This window comes from Dehalococcoidia bacterium (assembly GCA_021295915.1).
Taxonomy (GTDB): domain Bacteria; phylum Chloroflexota; class Dehalococcoidia; order Lucifugimonadales; family UBA1123; genus VXRN01.
Genome location: JAGWBK010000029.1, coordinates 16035 through 33640, shown reverse-complemented (window position 1 = coordinate 33640; position 17606 = coordinate 16035). Strand labels below are relative to the sequence as shown.

Annotated in this window: 19 protein-coding genes and 1 tRNA gene; 11 read left to right on the top strand and 9 right to left on the bottom strand. The window is 57.9% G+C overall.

Going from position 1 to position 17606, the window contains the following annotated elements; genetic code table 11:
- Positions 1-2 precede the first annotated feature (2 nt).
- Positions 3-860 (top strand): methylisocitrate lyase, encoded by an 858-nt coding sequence (prpB, locus tag J4G14_09860; GenBank protein ID MCE2458104.1) that lies wholly within the window; start codon positions 3-5, stop codon positions 858-860.
- 15 nt (positions 861-875) lie between these two features.
- Positions 876-1367 (top strand): FKBP-type peptidyl-prolyl cis-trans isomerase, encoded by a 492-nt coding sequence (locus tag J4G14_09855; GenBank protein MCE2458103.1) that lies wholly within the window; start codon positions 876-878, stop codon positions 1365-1367.
- Here the strand turns inward: J4G14_09855 and J4G14_09850 are convergent.
- The 5 genes from J4G14_09850 to J4G14_09830 form a co-directional block, all read right to left on the bottom strand.
- Complete coding sequence (locus tag J4G14_09850; GenBank protein MCE2458102.1) at positions 1364-2452, bottom strand: mandelate racemase/muconate lactonizing enzyme family protein; 1089 nt, start codon at positions 2450-2452, stop codon at positions 1364-1366. The two genes, J4G14_09855 and J4G14_09850, sit on opposite strands and share 4 nt — an antisense overlap.
- A gap of 94 nt (positions 2453-2546) precedes the next feature.
- Positions 2547-3641 carry a phytoene/squalene synthase family protein gene (locus J4G14_09845; GenBank protein MCE2458101.1) on the bottom strand — a complete coding sequence of 365 codons (1095 nt, stop codon included), beginning with the start codon at positions 3639-3641 and terminating at the stop codon, positions 2547-2549.
- Positions 3641-4567 carry an LLM class F420-dependent oxidoreductase gene (locus J4G14_09840; GenBank protein ID MCE2458100.1) on the bottom strand — a complete coding sequence of 309 codons (927 nt, stop codon included), beginning with the start codon at positions 4565-4567 and terminating at the stop codon, positions 3641-3643. The genes J4G14_09845 and J4G14_09840 overlap by 1 nt, the downstream gene beginning before the upstream one ends.
- A 153-nt stretch (positions 4568-4720) precedes the next feature.
- Positions 4721-5788 (bottom strand): AAA family ATPase, encoded by a 1068-nt coding sequence (locus tag J4G14_09835; protein ID MCE2458099.1) that lies wholly within the window; start codon positions 5786-5788, stop codon positions 4721-4723.
- Between the two features lie 138 nt (positions 5789-5926).
- Positions 5927-6000, bottom strand: a tRNA-Lys gene (locus tag J4G14_09830).
- Between the two features lie 226 nt (positions 6001-6226).
- Here J4G14_09830 and J4G14_09825 point away from each other — a divergent pair.
- The 9 genes from J4G14_09825 (at position 6227) to J4G14_09785 (ending at position 14256) form a co-directional block, all read left to right on the top strand.
- Positions 6227-7177, top strand: coding sequence for a heme A synthase (locus J4G14_09825; protein MCE2458098.1), 951 nt, complete (start codon positions 6227-6229; stop codon positions 7175-7177).
- 13 nt (positions 7178-7190) lie between these two features.
- Positions 7191-8087, top strand: coding sequence for a heme o synthase (locus tag J4G14_09820; protein MCE2458097.1), 897 nt, complete (start codon positions 7191-7193; stop codon positions 8085-8087).
- Positions 8088-8289: 202 nt separating this feature from the next.
- Complete coding sequence (gene coxB / locus J4G14_09815) at positions 8290-9387, top strand: cytochrome c oxidase subunit II (protein ID MCE2458096.1); 1098 nt, start codon at positions 8290-8292, stop codon at positions 9385-9387.
- Positions 9388-9425: 38 nt separating this feature from the next.
- Entirely contained in the window at positions 9426-11342 is a 1917-nt protein-coding gene (gene ctaD / locus J4G14_09810) for a cytochrome c oxidase subunit I (GenBank protein ID MCE2458095.1), read from the top strand.
- A gap of 91 nt (positions 11343-11433) precedes the next feature.
- Positions 11434-12006, top strand: coding sequence for a cytochrome c oxidase subunit 3 (locus J4G14_09805; GenBank protein ID MCE2458094.1), 573 nt, complete (start codon positions 11434-11436; stop codon positions 12004-12006).
- A 59-nt stretch (positions 12007-12065) separates the two neighbouring features.
- Positions 12066-12395, top strand: coding sequence for a cytochrome C oxidase subunit IV family protein (locus J4G14_09800; GenBank protein ID MCE2458093.1), 330 nt, complete (start codon positions 12066-12068; stop codon positions 12393-12395).
- Between the two features lie 68 nt (positions 12396-12463).
- Positions 12464-13330, top strand: a complete 867-nt coding sequence (locus J4G14_09795; GenBank protein ID MCE2458092.1) for a cytochrome c oxidase assembly protein — start codon at positions 12464-12466, stop codon at positions 13328-13330.
- Complete coding sequence (locus tag J4G14_09790; protein ID MCE2458091.1) at positions 13327-13530, top strand: hypothetical protein; 204 nt, start codon at positions 13327-13329, stop codon at positions 13528-13530. The genes J4G14_09795 and J4G14_09790 overlap by 4 nt, the downstream gene beginning before the upstream one ends.
- A gap of 87 nt (positions 13531-13617) precedes the next feature.
- Positions 13618-14256: an SCO family protein gene (locus tag J4G14_09785; GenBank protein MCE2458090.1), complete on the top strand. Its 639-nt coding sequence runs from the start codon at positions 13618-13620 to the stop codon at positions 14254-14256.
- A 31-nt stretch (positions 14257-14287) separates the two neighbouring features.
- On the opposite strand, the gene rplT is transcribed toward J4G14_09785, so the two are convergent.
- The 4 genes from rplT to J4G14_09765 form a co-directional block, all read right to left on the bottom strand.
- Complete coding sequence (rplT, locus tag J4G14_09780) at positions 14288-14629, bottom strand: 50S ribosomal protein L20 (protein ID MCE2458089.1); 342 nt, start codon at positions 14627-14629, stop codon at positions 14288-14290.
- 88 nt (positions 14630-14717) lie between these two features.
- Positions 14718-14921 carry a 50S ribosomal protein L35 gene (rpmI, locus tag J4G14_09775; GenBank protein MCE2458088.1) on the bottom strand — a complete coding sequence of 68 codons (204 nt, stop codon included), beginning with the start codon at positions 14919-14921 and terminating at the stop codon, positions 14718-14720.
- Positions 14914-15492, bottom strand: coding sequence for a translation initiation factor IF-3 (gene infC / locus J4G14_09770; protein MCE2458087.1), 579 nt, complete (start codon positions 15490-15492; stop codon positions 14914-14916). The genes rpmI and infC overlap by 8 nt, the downstream gene beginning before the upstream one ends.
- A gap of 161 nt (positions 15493-15653) precedes the next feature.
- Positions 15654-17399 (bottom strand): threonine--tRNA ligase, encoded by a 1746-nt coding sequence (locus J4G14_09765; protein ID MCE2458086.1) that lies wholly within the window; start codon positions 17397-17399, stop codon positions 15654-15656.
- Positions 17400-17606 lie beyond the last annotated feature (207 nt).

The window sequence follows — 17606 nt, the reverse complement described above, 5'->3', positions numbered from 1 at the left end:
CCCTGGCCGAACTGCTCGCAACTGGCGGGACGATACCAGTTGCGGGAGTCTTCAACCCGCTTTCGGCGCTCATCGCCGAGGAAGTTGGATTCAAGGCGCTGTACTTCTCAGGGGCGGCGTTCTCAGCAAGCCTGGGAATCCCGGACATCGGTCTTTTCACATTGGACGAGCTTACCCAGGCTGTCAGGTGGGTGACGCGAGCTACCAGCCTGCCGTTGATCGTTGACGCTGACACCGGTTTCGGAGAGGCGATCAACACCTACCGGACAGTCAAGGAGCTTGAGGCTGTCGGGGCCGCTGCGATCCAGATCGAGGACCAGGTTATGCCCAAACGCTGCGGACACCTCGACGGCAAGCAGGTCGTGAGTCCGGACGAGTTCTGCACCAAGGTCAGAGCAGCCGCCCAGGCACGCAGCTCCGCGCTGATCGTGGCGAGGACCGATTCCAAGGCAATCAACGGCATGGACGACGCCATCGACCGGGGACGAATGTACCTGGCCGCAGGCGCAGACATAATCTTCCCGGAGGCGCTCGAGACCGCAGGCGAGTTTCGACACTACTCTGAGTCTGTCAGCGGCCCCCTGGTTGCGAACATGACCGAGTTTGGGAAGACTCCCTACCTGAGCGTTTCCGAGTTCGGAGCGCTTGGTTACCACCTGGTGATCTTCCCAGTGACATCGCTCAGAATCGCGGCCAAGTCGATGCGGACCGCGATGAGAGAAGTCCTCGAGAACGGCACGCAGGCCGGTATGCTAGACGACATGCAGACGCGCTCCGAGCTGTACGAGTTGATCGGTTACCAGGACTACGAGGGACTGGACTCGAAACTGTCCGCTTCCCCCATTGAAAGCCATCTGTAGGCAGGCCAGGACACGATGACCGAAAGCGAAACGAACCAGACAGCTAAAATCGGAGACGAGGTACGCGTCCACTACGTCGGCACGACCGAAGGGCAGCAGTTCGACTCATCCAACGAACGGGGCGAGCCGCTGGAGTTCGTGCTCGGGGCGAGGCAGGTAGTGGCTGGATTCGAAAGCGCCGTGCTCGGCATGACCCCTGGTGAAAAGAAGACGGTCACGATTCCCGCAAGCCAGGCGTACGGACCCCACAACCAGGACATGATGCTGGAAGAGGACATTTCAGCGCTTCCCCCAGGAGTCGAATTGGGCGTCACTCTCGTAGGTCAGGACGCTGAAGGCCAGCAGCTACGGTTCGTGGTAATCGACATAGTCGATGGCCGGGCGATACTGGACGCCAATCACCCGCTGGCCGGGCGCGACCTCACGTTCGACCTGGAACTGGTGGAAATCGTCGAGGACGGTGGCGCTGACGAGGTCGAACTGCCCTGGAGCACCGGCGGGACCTAGTCCACCGCGTACATCGCAAGCTTCTCTTCGTCGAATTCTACCCCGAGGCCCGGTGCCTGTGGCAGCACGATCTGCCCGTCTTCGACCTTCGGCTCCTTGGTGAACATGTCGAACGTCCAGGGCATGTGCTCTACGGTGAGACCATTGGGCGCCGCTGCTACCGCGTGTACAAGCACTTCGGTGGCGAGGTGGCTGACCACCGGCAGATTGAAGATCTCCGCCATGTGGGCGACCTTCATGAATCCGGTGAGTCCCCCTACCCTGAGCAGATCGACCATCACGATGTCCAGCGACCTGTGCTCGAGCATGTGCCTGAACGGAATCGTGCCGTAGTGGTACTCGCCGGTCGCGATCGGCGTGTCGAGCGCGTCGGCGATACGCGCGTAGCCTTCATAGTCCTGGTGCTGTATCGGGTCTTCGAGCCAGAACAGACCGAAGTCCGCCATGAGGCGTCCGATACGCATCGTCGTGTTGATGTCCCACCCCTGGTTGATGTCCACCATGAGGTCGACCTCGTCGCCAATCGCGGAGCGCATCACCCTCATGCGCTCTATCTCCTTGGCGTCGGTGTCCTCGCCGCCCATCCTGAACTTCATGGCCTTGAAGCCCTGTTCAACGAGGTCAGGGCCTGTCCTGGCAAGCATGTCAAGGTCGTAGGTCCTCCAGAGATGTCCGCTCGCATACGTAGGAACGCGGTCGGCAAATCCTCCCAGCAGCCTGTAGATTGGCTGACCGAGAGCCTTGCCGCGAATGTCCCAGAGCGCGACGTCGATGGCCGATACCGACCTCGTCACCAGCCCGGCAGGAGAGCCGCTTCCACCGAGCGCCATGAGGTGGGCATTGATCTGCTCCACCATCATCGGGTCTGAGCCGATCGTCTGTTCGGACAGGCTGTCCATGGACTGCTTCAGGGCCTTCAGCATTACGTCTGAGGCGAATCCGGCATAGCCGATACCCTCGATGCCGTCATCGGTTCTTAGCTTGAGCGTGACAAAGCTGGCAGCAACGCTGCCGGGGCCTGAGGATAGAGGTCCTACAGTTCTCGGAAGTGCAACGACTCCCGTTTCAAATCCTGTGATCTTCATTGAGGGGTGCTCCAAACTGGGCTGGGTGGCGGAAATTCGGGCCAATTCTATTGGCGGGCCTGACATCGGTCAACCGGACCAGACCCGTCACCGACTAAGGTCTGTTGACCTCAAGTCGCACACGCCGCGTAAGACGCCGTATCCACATTGACACTAGTCTGTCAGAGTGCACTACTAATAGCGAAGCGGCCATCATACGTAGGACCCACAATCTGGACACCTTTAGACGGACGCGCGGATTCAACCAGTATTGACTTCGGACGACTCGTTCGAGCGTCGCCAGTCCCATCAGCAAAGGCCATATCGCAGAGAGACGAAGACGGACGCACGATTGAGGAATGGCGACCAAATAGCGTTCGGCCTCCGAGAAGTGGTCGAGCGCAACTTCAATGCCACGCGCCAGGACGGGCCTGGCAGCCAGGCCGATCCGCGGGTCTGTCAAGTCCTGGGGAGTAAGCCCAATCTCGCTCAGCCACTCGCTTGGCAGATAGCATCGCCCTGAATGCAGGTCCGCCGCCAAGTCTCGAAGCACGTTCGTCATCTGCAGGGCCTGTCCGAACCTCACTCCGATCGCAGACATCTCTTCCAGGTCCCAACTCCGAAGGGCCTCCGTATGGGTCACCGTGATTCGGGTCCAGAATTCTCCAACACACCCGGCGACAAGGTATGTGTAACTGTCCAGCTCGCTGCGACTCTCCAGTGAACGCATCTGTCCAGAAGCGTCAGGCGGGAATCGGGTCAGGTCGAACTCCATTCCGTTCGTAAGCCTGGTCACAATGTTGGTTACGAGATACCTGTCGTTCTCGTTTAGATTGGAGAGCATACCGATCGCACTTGGAATTGATTCCAGCAGGTGGTATTCCGCTGCGGCAAGCTGATGCTCTGACAACGAGACCAGGTTATCCAGCCGGCCACCATCTGTTCGGCGGGACCTAACGACTTCCCGAAACGCCAGCAGACCGCCGAGACGCTCTTCCGGCGACAACGCCTCGGTGTCCGTAATAGTATCGGCCGCCCTGGCAAGCAGATAGGCGAGCCCAACTGGCTCCCTGAGGGTGCTTGGGAGCACCCGGATCGACAGGTAGAACGCTCTCGACACGCGCTTGAGAAGCGGCAGAAGCTCCAGCGGTTCGGAAGCGGTCCTGAATTCGCTCTTCGGGAGGGGTTCCTGCTCCTCGTCGGCCGACATCACACCGCTGGAGCCACCCTCGTGGCGAAGTGCTCCATCGTGCGTATGCAGTCATCGATGTCGGGAGTACGGAAGTCGAACGTCAACTGATCTATACCAATCTCCCTGCAGGCGCCGACATCTTCGATGACCTCGCCGGTGGACGCAATGAGCGCTCCGTTGGAGCGGTTGGCAGGCCCTTCGTCGATCCCTAGGTCAGTGAAGTGGAGTGTCCTCTTCAGAGACATTGTTATCTCCGATGGGTCCCTTCCAATCGACTCGGAGTACTCGCGCATATAGGGAAGGTGGCGGGCGACAAACTCGGGGGTCTGCCGGGTCGGGTGCCAGGCATCGCCATATTTGACGGTCCGCCTGACTGCTCTGCGAGTATGCCCGCCAACCCAGATCGGAATGTGGCCGTCTCGCACGGGTTTGGGAGCGAAGTAGATGCCGTCGAAGTCGTAGTGCTCACCGTGGAACTCTGGCTCCTGCTCGGTCCAGAGAGTCCTGAAGATCTGTAGATACTCGTCCGTAACCGGCCCTCGATCCGGATATGAGGCGCCGAGAACGTCGAACTCCTTCTCCAGCCATCCGACTCCAACGCCGCACACTGCCCGTCCGCCGGTTAGCACGTCGAGCGTCGCGTACATCTTTGCCTGGAGTATCGGGTTGCGATAGGGGACGATCGCCACGGTTGTTCCGATGTCAATCGTCGAGGTGGAAGATGCGATGTAACTCAGGATTATGAAAGCGTCGAGCTGTGGGTCGTTGGGTCTGGAAACGAAACGCCCATCCGGAGTGTATGGGTACTGGTCTGTCTCATCTACGGGTAGGACAATGTGGTCACCCACCCAGACCGACTCGAACCCGAGGTCTTCTACGGCCTTGGCGAATTTGACCAGCTCATCGCCGTCGGTGCTCTTCGGGAGTGCAAATCCGTATCGCATATGTGACCTTCCTAACTCGCGCGCTTACGAGGCTCTTAATTCGACATTCCCGCAACCAATGACGCCGAGTCCTGTTGCCATACCAGAGACCGGACTGCTACGTATCAACTCGTCCAGATGAGCAATGGAATTCAGCACCAGCCCTGCAGGATGTCATGCGGTCTCGAGCAGTGCCCCAAAGCTGGACAGCAGATCGGTTCCGTGAGTCAGTACTGCAAGGTCATGCTGAGGGACCTGTGTAACCCTTGTCCTGTAGTCATAGCAGTTCGTCATGAACACTGCGATGTCCCCTGGAGAAGTCTTCTCCACCAATGACTTCAGGAATTGTGGACTGTGTGTCGACACAAAGTACTGATTACCGCGGTCGTCGAGGGCAATGCTTTCTGCCAAGTCCTGTGACTGGCTGGAATACGGATAACATTCGGGGTCCTCCAGAACGACAAGCGAGTCCGAATTCGTTCTCAGTGCGGCAATGTGGAACGCCAGCCTCTGCAGGTGCTCCGAAGTCAGATGGTAGGGATGAGAGAAACTGGAGTTCCCATACTCCGTCAGTACCTCGATTCTGTTCTCCTCAGCATTCAGGCCTAGCTTAAGGCCGTTATCCGAGAATAGGGCATTCACTTCATTAGCCAGGTCACTGTCTCTGAGCAGCAGGGACAGAACATTGGCTCCTGAGGGAGGTGACAGGAATCCGCCGGCCTTGACCGGGAAGGTGAACAGGGGTGCAAACCTGTAGAACTTGCAGGTGGGGACAATCCCAAGGGCATCTGCGCCCTGGCTGACAGATAGAGTCAGGCCGTTGCCCATGATTGCGTACGCATTGGGTTCGACCGGTGTGCGAATCGGTTCAGTACCGCGCTCACGTATCAGGCCCTCCTCGCCAACGCCACCCTTGAACCTGCCGTTGACATACCCGAGGACCAGTCCGACTCGCTCCTGAATTCGAAGCTCTCCCCCAAGGAGACGTGACCTATGGAGAGCGATCTCGATAGACCGTCCGAGAAGACCGCCGTGAAAGAGATTGCTGAGGTCATCACATCTGACAAAAGAATCCAGGCTGCCTCCTCGACTGGAGTGGCCCACATAGGAGATCAGCCCGAGCGATTCCAGGATATTGGACTTGCCCGTGTTCGGCTTTCCGATGAGTACGTTGACTCTCCGACAGTTCAGATCAACGTGCTCGACGGACTTGAAGTTCCTGATTTCCAGGTGGTCGAACATGCTATCCCCCGCATGTCAGATGCACAGAAGTGGACCCTCGGTTGAACTCCCCGATGACGGAGTTGCAACCTTCAGAGCGTTCGCCGGAGTGTATCAGAACAGGAAGGAAGCTTCCTGTACGATTAGTGAGACGCTCCACGAGCCGCCTCGGACTCGAACCGAGAACCTACTGATTAAGAGTCAGTTGCTCTGCCGAATTGAGCTAGCGGGCCAGAGTCTTTAGGTAAGCCAGAACCGGTCGTCGGTCAGGCTGGCTAATTCTAGTTACGACTGTCGATAGCAGTCAAGAAAAGCCCTGTCAGGTGCATGTATTCTGCACTGACTATTGGATTGACGCTAGTAATAGCCTGTGCTACCATTTCGTTCGTGAAATATTGCACATTCGGCACCTTCTGCCGCCACCCCCAGTAGCCCTGTCGCAGGCCGCTAGAGACGATGATGTCGAGCGAGAGGGCACAGATCATCTTCCGCGTAGTGGTGGTTGCCGCGGTGGTAGCGGCGTTTGGACAGGTCACCCTGGGAGGAGTGGTGAGGGTCACAAACTCTGGTCTGGGTTGTCCCGATTGGCCTCTTTGCTATGGTCAGATCATTCCCCCATTCAGCGTGCCCACCATGATCGAGTACAGTCATCGATTGTCAGCATCTGTTCTCAGTCTGTTCGTATTGGGTACAGCAGTTCTGGCATGGCTGCAATTCCGCGAAAACCGGGTTGTCATCGGCAGTTCGATCGCGGCACTCGTGCTGGTGGTCGTCGCTGCCATATTGGGCGGTGTCACCGTGCTCACCGAGCTTGAATGGTGGGTGGTGCTGTTTCACCTCGGAATAGCCGAGATGCTCCTAGCTTCCCTGATTGTCGCCGCGATAGGGGGATGGAGCGTCAGCCGTGCCGAAAACGAGTCCGCTGTGGCAAAGCCCGGCGCGACTACCCGGAATCTGGTAATCGCGGCAATAGTTGGCGCATTCATGCTTATTCTGTCGGGATCGTACATGGTCGGCTACGGGGCCGGGACATCATGCGCTACTTGGCCCCTCTGCAGAGGCAGCTTCTGGCCGTCAGATGCGGCGGCCTATTTGATACACATGGGGCACCGCTACATCGCCGCCCTGGTCGGGCTTATCGTTCTGGCCGCGGCGTGGCACGTGATACGTAATTTCCAGGACAACCCTCCCGCGCGGCTCGCGGCACTGGCTGTCATTCTGGTATTTGCGATACAGATAATTGTCGGCGCAGCAGTGATATGGACGAAGTTCGGAGCGGACTTCAAGGCCGTCCACCTGAGCGTCGCAACGCTTGTCTGGGCGGCACTGGTGACTATGGTCGGGCTTATCTACCTGCCTCAGCAGAAGACGGTTACTGCAGCCACAGCGCTGCGGTTCCAGCAAGCCTAGTCGAGAATACTCAATGGCAACCATGGCAGTAACAGTCAGGAGATCGCAGTCAATACTGCGGGCCTACGTGACGCTCACGAAGCCCAGGATCATATCCCTCCTGGTCTTCACGGCTCTGGGCGGGATGTTCGTTGCTTCCAAAGGAGCTCCCGATCCCCTGCTGACGGTCGTCGTCCTGGCAGGCGGCGCGCTCGCTGCCGGAGGAGCAAACGCTCTCAATCACTTCCTCGACCGAGATATAGACCAGCTAATGACCCGGACCGCGACCCGCCCGGTCGCGAGCGGCACCATCCCACCAGTCAACGCGATGTGGTTCGGCATAGGACTGAACGTAGTTGCATTCGCGATCCTGGCATTGCTCGCGAATCCGCTCAGCGCTGTACTTACGCTTTCAGCAACGCTCTTCTACGTGTTTGTATACACCATGACCCTGAAGAGGAGCACTCCGCAGAACATCGTCATCGGGGGCGCGGCAGGTGCTATCCCTCCGATGGTTGGATGGGTCGCAGTCACAGGCAGCCTGGATCTGCCGGCGCTGTACATGTTTGCAATCGTGTTCTTCTGGACCCCGCCGCACTTCTGGGCGCTGTCGCTGATTATCAAGGACGACTACTCGCAGGCCGGGGTTCCCATGCTGCCTGTAGTCGCCGGAGTCAGTGAGACTAAAAGGTCCATCCTGCTGTACACAGTCCTGTTAGTTGCGCTCACCTCAATGTTCTTCACCACCCAGGCGGTTGGATGGGTATACTTCGCGGGTTCGCTGACCCTGGGAGCAGGTTTCATCTACTCAGCCTACAGGCTGATGCGCAGGCCAGGGATCGAAGGAGCCAAGTCCACTTATCTCTACTCGCTTGCCTACCTCGCATTGCTGTTCGTCATCATGATGGTCGACAGCGTGGTGGCCGTGTGATGGAGAGTTCGAAAGAATGTATAAGGCACCGGTTATGGTAGCTAGAAACGAGTCTGAACACGCTTCAGTAAACGGAGTCAGGAAGGGCGTTCAACCCTTGCCTGAAATCCTTGACTGCCATAGGGTGCTTTGATAGATTTTACAATCGGTGTCACAAGCCATTTCTGAGAAAACAGACACCAGTCAGAGGGATACCCGGAATATGTCCAGAGTGTTAAAGCGCGGTAGGATCCTGATCGGCATTGCCCTGCTGACGCTCGTGTTCGGTTGCACGCCCAACAATCCGCAGTCCACTTTCGATGCGCTGGGGCCAGTCGCCCAGTCGCAGTTGAACCTGTTCTGGATCATTCTGGGAGCAGGCACGGTTGTATTCATCCTGGTTGAAGGCGCCCTCATCTACTCAGTCATAAAGTTCCGCAGGCGAAGAGCGGACGAAATGCCGACGCAGACCGAAGGCAACCATACTCTGGAGTTCGCCTGGACAGCCGCTCCGACTGCCCTGCTCATCGTCGTAGCCATTCCGACCGTCTTCACAATTTTTGATAACCAGGTCTCCCCTGAGCCGCACGCGTTGACGGTGGAGGCTATCGGCCACCAGTGGTGGTTCGAGTTCCGATATCCTCATCCCGACGATCCCACGAAGGAGATCGTATTTGCCAACGACCTCTATATGCCTGTGGACGAGGTCGTGAACGTCAATCTGGACTCCATCGACGTGATCCACAGCTTTTGGATTCCCAAAATTGCCGGCAAAGTCGATATGGTGCCAGGAAATGACAACACCATGTGGATCAAGGCCGACCGAACGGGGGAGTACTACGCCCAGTGCGCTGAATTCTGTGGCGTGCAGCATGCCAACATGCGTTTCAAGGTGTTCGTAGTAACCCGCGAGGAATTCGACGAATGGCTCAGATTCCAGGCATCGCCTGCGATTGAATCGCAGGACCCGCTGATATCGGAGGGCAGGAAACTGTTCTCGAGCGCAAGCGCCGGGTGCAGCGGCTGCCACGCGACCGATTCGGTTGTCGCCAAGGGTACTCCCGGACGCGACGGCCCGAACCTGACACACGTAGCCAGCCGATCGCAGCTCGCGGCCGGTGTCTTTGACAACCTTGGCGAAGACGGCCAGGTGAACGACGCTATTTTCCAGCGCAACCTCAGGACCTGGATTGAAGATCCCGAGGCGGCCAAGACGGGCAACATTATGGCCCGGCGAGGTGCGCCATATATCGACCCAGCCAACACGTTGACGGAAGCTGAACTGTCCGCCCTGGTTGCCTACGTCTCCAGCCTGAAGTAAAGGGCAGCACCTGTGACGCAAATGTTCGGAGGAACTGGATGACGACCATTCCCCTAGCGATTCCAAGGCCAGTCCACCCCTCGGGGATCTGGGACTGGTTGACGACAATCGATCACAAGAAGATAGGCGTTCTGTACGGCGTCACAGCGTTCCTGATGTTCTTCTCAGGCGGCATCGAGGCGATGATCATTCGCGTCCAGTTGATGAGGCCGGAGCAGAACCTCGTCACGCCTGAGATATTCAACCAGCTGTTCACAATGCACGCCACGACCATGATCTTCCTTGGCGTGATGCCACTGTCTGCGGCATTCTTCAATTTCGTAATCCCACTGCAGATAGGAGCGCGTGACGTCGCGTTCCCGCGTCTCAATGCCTTCAGCTACTGGACGTTCCTGGCCGGCGCCCTGATTCTCAAGTTGAGCTGGTTTACACACGCCGCGCCCAATGGTGGCTGGTTCGGATACTCCCCGCTTACCGGGATCACCTACAACACGGGACACGGCATAGACGTCTGGATCGTAGCCCTGCAGGTGCTGGGCGTTGCCTCACTGGCGGCCTCGTTCAACTTCATTGTGACGATAGTAAACATGCGGGCTCCGGGCATGAGCCTGATGCGAATGCCGCTGTTCACCTGGATGACACTGGTGACAGCAATACTGCTGGTGCTGGCCTTCCCGGTCATCACCGTGGCCCTGATCGAACTCCTGTTCGACCGTGCCTTTGGCATGAACTTCTTCAATGTCGTCGCCGGCGCTAACCCGGTGCTATGGCAGCACCTATTCTGGGTATTTGGACACCCTGAAGTGTATATCTTGATATTACCGGCCATGGGTATCGTCTCAGAGGTCTTACCCGTGTTCTCGAAGAAGCCCCTGTTTGGGTATCCGACCATCGTGCTGGCGGGCGTCATCATCGCCTTCATGGGCTGGATGGTCTGGAGCCACCACATGTTCACGGTGGGACTTGGCCCGGTAGCCAACTCGGTCTTCGCGGTAACCACCATGATGATAGCGGTGCCGACAGGCATCAAAGTGTTCAACTGGATGGGAACCATGTGGGGAGGTTCTCTGAACCTGAAGACCCCCATGTTATTCGCAATCGCGTTTGTGTCCATGTTCGTTATTGGCGGTATCAGCGGCGTCATGCACGCCATTGCCGCGTCGGACGCCCAGCAGCAGGACACCTATTTCATTGTTGCCCACATTCACTACGTCCTCTTTGGAGGGGCTATCTTCGCCATCCTGTCGGGCGTCTACTACTGGTACCCGAAGCTTACGGGACGCATGTACAACGAGAAGCTGGGCCAGATCCACTTCTGGCTGATGTTCATTGGGCAAAACGTCACGTTCTTCCCGATGCACTTCACCGGTCTCGATGGAATGCCCCGCCGGATCTATACGTACTACAGCGGGATGGGATGGGACTTCTGGAACTTGGTATCGACATTAGGCGCGTTCATGCTAGCGATCGGGTTCCTGTTCTTCATCTACAACATGTGGAAGAGCTGGACGAAGGGCGAACTCGCAGGGGCAGACCCGTGGGACGGACGGACGCTCGAGTGGTCGATTCCGTCGCCTCCGCCCGAGTACAACTTCGTTGAGATTCCAAACGTACAGGACCGAGACGACTGGTGGGAAGAGAAGCAGCGGCGCCAGCGAGAGGCTACTGAGGTGCCCGTTGTCGCGGGAGCTTCCGATGAGGAAGAAGAGCACCACGACATTCACCTGCCGCAGCCATCGTATTGGCCGTTCTTCGTATCGCTCGGACTTTTCATAGCCGGGTTTGGCCTTGTCTATCTGATGAACGTGGATGCTGCCGGCATCAGGACACTGAACTGGACTGCGCTTACGGCAACGGTACTCGGCGTCGTGATCGGCATGGTGTCTGTCTACCGCTGGTCGTTCGAGCCGGTCAATGACCCTGAGCCGGACGGTGAGCACGCCGCGGCCCACTAACAGCACGGAGGCTACTTAAGTGGCACAAGCTACCGCCGTTCACGGCGAGCATGAACCAACGACAACTGGCCTGAATCACAGGAAGCTCCTGATGTGGGCCTTCCTGGGCTCGGACTGCATGTTCTTCGGTACCCTGATTGCCACTTACCTGGTGTATAAGGGCAAGAGCCTGGTCGGCCCCTACCCTATCGATGTCTTCGACATCCCCGTCACCTCGGTAAGCACTTTCGTACTGCTGATGAGCTCGATGAGCATGGTGTTGGCCTACGCATGGCTGACACGTGGCAACCTCAAGGCGTTCCGCATCTGGTTGGCAGCGACGGCCATCATGGGCACGACCTTCCTCGCATTCCAGGTTTTCGAGTTCCGGGACTTTGCGGTCCACGGCCTCACACCAAGAACGAACCTGTTCGGTACAACATTCTTTACGCTGACTGGTTTCCACGGGGCGCACGTAACGCTCGGAGTCATCTGGCTTCTATCGATTCTCTTCCACTCGTTCAGGAAGGGTGGCGTTACCGCAGAAAAGAATCTCGACGTTGACCTCGCTGCACTGTACTGGCACTTCGTAGACATCGTATGGATCGTGATTTTCACGGTCGTCTACCTGTTCGGTGTATTCGAGGGCTTCCCAGGGGTAGTACCCACAGACGCGGCGCATTGACGCAGTTGGATCTCTAAGTTCCTGCACACTTGACGGTTGCAAACATCTCGGGGGAAGGAATGAGCCAGGAGAACATTCAGGTCGACGAACACGGGGGAGACGCCGCACATACCGGTCACCCTACGCCGTCAACATACTTCAAGGTTGCGATGATTCTGTCGGTCCTGACGGCGATCGAGGTCGGGATCTTCTACATCACTGGTTTGAGTTACGGGATCATTCCTATCCTGGCAGTACTGTCCATCGGCAAGTTCGCCCTCGTTGTGATGTACTACATGCACCTGAAGTTCGACTCGAAGATTTTCACCGGAATGTTCTTCTTCGGCATGATGGTCGCTACTGGCGTCGTATTCGCGCTCATGGCGCTGTTCGGTTGGTTCCTGCTCTAAGATAAAGGTCAGGCCGAAAGTGCTTAGGCAGCATAGCTCGCGATGGCGGCAGTGGAAGGAGATGAGGGATGGGACTCGGCACCGGGTCGCTGTGGACTACATGGCAGGCCGAACCCGAGTCGATAGTCCTGCTCGTGGCCATAGAGGGCCTGTACCTGCTCGGTGTGGGCCCGCTCAGGGAACGCAACAACTGGGCAGACTACGTGGACCCGCGGCAAGTTGCGACTTTCACGCTCGGCGTTCTGGTGCTGTTCGTCGCACTGGTCTCACCGATCAATGTGATCAGCGACAACTACCTGTTCAGCATCCACATGCTCCAGCACGTGCTTCTGACACTGGTGGCGCCACCGCTCCTGATTCGTGGACTTCCCCACTGGTTGATCCGACCACTACTTCGGCCCAACTGGGCATTTCGGACGGCGCGTACCATCACGCACCCGATCGCGGCGTTTCTCGCGTTCAACCTCGTATTCTCTCTATGGCATATTCCAGCGCTTTACAACGCGTCCCTGTCGAACAACATAGTCCACGTCGTTGAGCACATGATGATGATTTCGACGGCGATGGTCATGTGGTGGCCCCTCACGAGCACCATGGCGGAACTGCCGAGGGTGTCTTATCCGATGCAGATGATGTACCTGTTCGGGCTGTCAGTCGCGCAGATAATCGTGTTCGGCGCATTGACGTTCGCAGGGCAGCCACTGTACCAGCACTACGTGGACGCACCTCGGATCACAATGTTCTCTACCCTGACCGATCAGCAGATCGGCGCGATCATTATGAAGATCGGAGGCGGGCTGCTCTTCCTCGGTCTGCTGGTGGTGACGTTTTACCGCTGGTATGGCGAAGAGGAGAGGATGCGCCAGGCCAACCGCAGAAAACGCATGGACTATCTTGAAAACGGAGCTCCCGGACTGGAGGAGACCCCTACATGAGCAAAGAGTTTAAATTCTCCCTACTATTCCCGTTCCTCGCGATCTTCTTGATCGCTCTATATGGTGGGGGACTCGGCACACTCTTTATCGTTCTCGATGAAACGATCGGAATATTTTCAGTCATAATTCTCGGGTCTGCGCTGGTGTTCGGCGTCCCTATAGTCGCCTACCTGCTCACTCGAAACGAGCCGGCGGAGTAACCCGTACCACTGGACCTGACAAGCGCCCCGATCAATGTGTCAGGTCGCGCCAATCGTCCACAACGCGACTTAGGATACAGGATTGGCATGGCGATTTTCCTCGCCGTCGGGACCCTGGTCTTGCTCGGCGGGTGCAGCGACGATCAGTCCGAACCTGAATTCAACGGTACTGTCCTCAAGGGCGCCGAACCCTCTCCTCCATTCGATCTGACCAACCAGATCGGCCAAGCCATCAGCCTGGAGAGTTTTCAGGACCGGGTCGTCGTCCTCACATTCCTGTACACGTACTGCCCCGACGTTTGTCCGATCATCACCTCGCAGCTCAGAGACGTCCAGGACCAGTTGGCTGATGACGGAAGTGGCGTCGAGTTCGTGGCCATAAGCGTTGATCCCGAACGCGACACGGTTGAAGCTGCCCAGGACTACCTCAGGCGATGGAAGATCGAGGAGGAGTGGCAGTACCTGGTAGGCGACCGCGAGACGCTTGAGCCCATCTGGGAGAGCTACTTCGTAGATCCCTACGCCGAAGATTCCGGCGTGCAGGTGGCAACTCCTGAGCCGAGAGGGGCGATAGATGCCCTGAGCGCGGCGATTACAGAGCGATACCTGGTCATCCACTCGGCCCCGGTCTTCCTGATCGACAGGGGGGGAAGTAGACGCGTGGTGTTTACGTCTCCGTTAAGTCCGGAGGAGATCGTTCAGGACGTCAGGAGGCTTCTCCAGTAAGCGGAGAGGGGAAGTAAGGCTCCGGCTGCCGTCAGGCCGCTTCGACGTGCTGCCTGGCGGTCTCGACGATCTGTGTGAAACCACCCGGGTCCTGCATGGCGACGTCGGCAAGCATCTTGCGGTTGACTTCGACACCGGCTTGCCTGAGACCGTGGATTAGGGTGCTGTAGGTCATGCCATTGGCGCGGGCGGCAGCGTTGATCTTGATGTTCCACAGCTTTCGCATATCGCCCTTGCGCTCGCGGCAGGCATGGAGCATGGACTCATTGGCTTGCCTGAACAGCGTGTGTCGTCCACCCTGATGACCCTTGGTCATCTTGAGTATCTTCTTGTGACGCTTTCGCTTTGTAACGCCGCGCTTGATTCGCGTCAATGTAGTTCCCTCTCTGCTCAGACATACAACCGCCCCTGCACTAAGGAGGGGCGGTGTGGAATTCGGGCCCGACTAGGAATTCTAGCAGTTAGCGAAGACCGTAGGGAAGCGCGCGCTTCAACATCTTAACGTCGGACGGGCTCGCTTCGATCTTCTTGGCGAAGAGGCGCTTCGACCTGGCGGACTTCTTGCGCCGAAGGTGACTTCTATGTCCCTTCATTCTGACCAGCTTGCCAGTGCCGGTGATTCTGAACCGGCGCTTGGCGCCTTTGTGTGTCTTTAGTTTAGGCACTAACCTTCTCCGGTTGACGTTCAGACCGCTGCTCGCCCTGAGCAGGCGGCGCTATGGGTGTCACTACCATCGAGAGCATTCTCCTGCTCTCGAATCTGGGAGTACTCTCCAGGGCTGCATCATCAACAAGAGCTTCGGCAACCTTTCGCAGCAACGCCATTCCAATCTCTGGATGATCGTTTTCGCGACCCCGGAACATTACCGAGACCTTGACCTTCGAACCCTGACCGAGCAGGCGCTTCACAAGCCGGGTCTTGGCAAGGCGATCATGCTCACCGATTCGAGTTTTCATCCGCACCTCGCGCAGCTCGTTGGTGGGCTTGGCCCTGCGAGCTTTGCGCGCTTCGCGCTCCTTGCGTGTGGCCTCGTACTTGAACTTTCCAAAGTCCATGAGGCGACAGACTGGCGGTTGCGCGGCGGGAGCGACCTCAACGAGGTCGTATCCTCTTTCGTCTGCAATCGCGAGCGCCTCGCGAGTAGCCATTACACCCAATTGGGTGCCCTCCTCGTCGATGACGCGGACCTGCGGAATTCTTATCTGCTCGTTGGCTCTGTAGTCCCTTGGGGGTATCCTGACACCTCTTTCTTACACTTTCTCAAAATGACATTAGCTCAGGCGCCCACCTGAGTTTTACAGAATATAGCACACACGATGCGAACCGGCAACAAGGCGCCAGACTACTGTACTGCAAAATCCCGGCCCGGAATGGGGTGCCTGAAGCGTGCCCGCGCTCAGCCGGACCTTGATTTAGTTTCTTCGACGATTCTGTCGACTAGTTCGGAGACAGGAGTTGCGCCAAGGTCCTCCCCGGAGCGGAGGCGGACACCGACTGCGTCCGCAGCGATTTCGCGGTCTCCAACAATAAGCATGTATGGCACCTTCTGCACCTGGGATTCACGGATCTTGAAACCCATGCGCTCGTTGCGAAGGTCCGTCTCGGCGCGAACGCCCGCGTCGGCCAGGGTACTTCGGACGGCCTCGGCGTATTCGTGATGCCTGTCCGCGATCGGGATGATCGAGGCCTGAACTGGCGCGAGCCAGGTCGGGAATGCGCCGCCGAAGTGCTCTATCAGCACACCCATAAACCGTTCCATAGAGCCGAAGAGAGCACGATGGACCATGTACGGCTGATGCTCAGCGCCGTCGGCGCCGATGTAGGTCAGTCCGAACCTGCGAGGCAGGTTGAAGTCGAACTGGACGGTCGTGCACTGCCAGAGACGTCCGATGGCATCCCTGATGTGTACGTCTATCTTGGGACCGTAGAAGGCTCCCCCACCCTCCTCAACCTCGTAGGGCATGCCGCGATCTTCGAGAGTAGACCTCAGCGAGCTGGTGGCTACCTCCCACTCCTCCTCGGAGCCGACCGCCTTATCAGGGCGGGTCGAGAGCATGACCGAGTAGTCGGTGAAGTTGAACATATCCAACAGGTGGAACGTGAGATCCAGGACGCCGTTCACTTCGGCCACGATCTGGTCGGGCCGGCAGAATATGTGGGCATCGTCCTGGGTCATTCCCCTGACGCGCAGCATCCCATGGAGAGTGCCGCCGCGTTCGAAGCGATAAACCGATCCCAGCTCCCCGATTCGCATCGGGAGGTCTCGGTAGCTGCGCAGGCCACTGCGGTAGTACATGATGTGGAACGGGCAGTTCATGGGCTTCAGGTAGTAGTCCTGCCCTTCCATGTCCATTGCGGCGAACATGTTCTCCTTGAAGTTCTCGAGGTGGCCGCTGGTCTCCCAGAGCGTGGAGCGCCCGATGTGTGGCGTGTAAACAAGGTCGTATCCCCAGCGGTAGTGCTCCTGCTTCCACAGGTCTTCGACGAGTCCACGAACACGGGATCCTTTTGGATGCCAGATGATGAGACCTGGTCCAGTCTCGTCGTGGACAGAAAAGAGGTCCAGGTCGCGCCCGACCGTCCTGTGATCGCGCAGCCTCGCCTGCTCAAGTCGTTCCATATGCTCGTCGAGCGCTTCCTGGGACTCGAAGGCCGTGCCATAGATTCGCTGGAGCATGGGACGGTTCTCGTCCCCGCGCCAGTAGGCGCCTGCGACGTTCAGCAGCTTGAAGGCAGGGATGCGGCCCGTGGACTCGACGTGGGGACCTGCGCAGAGGTCCTCGAAGTCCCGGTGCGTGTAGGTCGAGATCGCTTCACCCTCGGGGATCTCGGCGATCACCTCCAGCTTGAGAGGCTCGTCTGAGTTCATTTCGTTCATCTGCTCGCGAGAGTACTCCGCGTACTCGAAGGTGTGGTCTTCGGAGATCACCACGCGCATCCGCCGCTCGATCTCATCGAGGTCCTCAGGTGTGAACGGACTGTCGATCATGAAGTCATAGTAGAAGCCGTCTTCAGTCGGCGGGCCGATGGCCAGCTTGGCGTCAGGAAACATCGCTGTGACCACGTCGGCCATAACGTGGGCGGTGGAGTGTCTGATCCTCTCGCGCAGGTAGGCGAGGTCCTGATCTGATTGAAGTGCCATGTGTCGTCTCCTAATTTGCCTGCTCTGATGCTGCGTGGCACATGCGAGTCAGGCGATGGTTCGAAGTGAAGAAAGAGTGGAACACCAGCCCGGAACACACAACAGCCTCTCGCTGCGCCCCGGACCGGGCACGCGAGAGGCTAGATAGTTGTCGCGGTTATGAATCTGAAGGAAGCTACTCGGTTCCCAATGCAGATAGGCCATCCA